Consider the following 203-nt stretch of genomic DNA (forward strand, 5'->3'; position numbering starts at 1 on the left):
TTAATACTCAAATCTTAATACTTTCCTCTCGTCAAGATGTATTCCAATTGATAAATCAGGACAAAATGACTTGATTATAAGCAGAAACACTATTAAAGTTACGACAAAAAGTCGGGTTTGATGTCAATTTTTCAGTTTATTTATACTAATATTCATCAGATTAAGTTTATATAAAAATCACTTTTATTGAGAGCAATTATTAC

Origin of the sequence: Flavobacterium sp., assembly GCF_003525665.1 — a bacterium.
In the GTDB taxonomy this organism is placed as follows: domain Bacteria; phylum Bacteroidota; class Bacteroidia; order Flavobacteriales; family Flavobacteriaceae; genus Flavobacterium.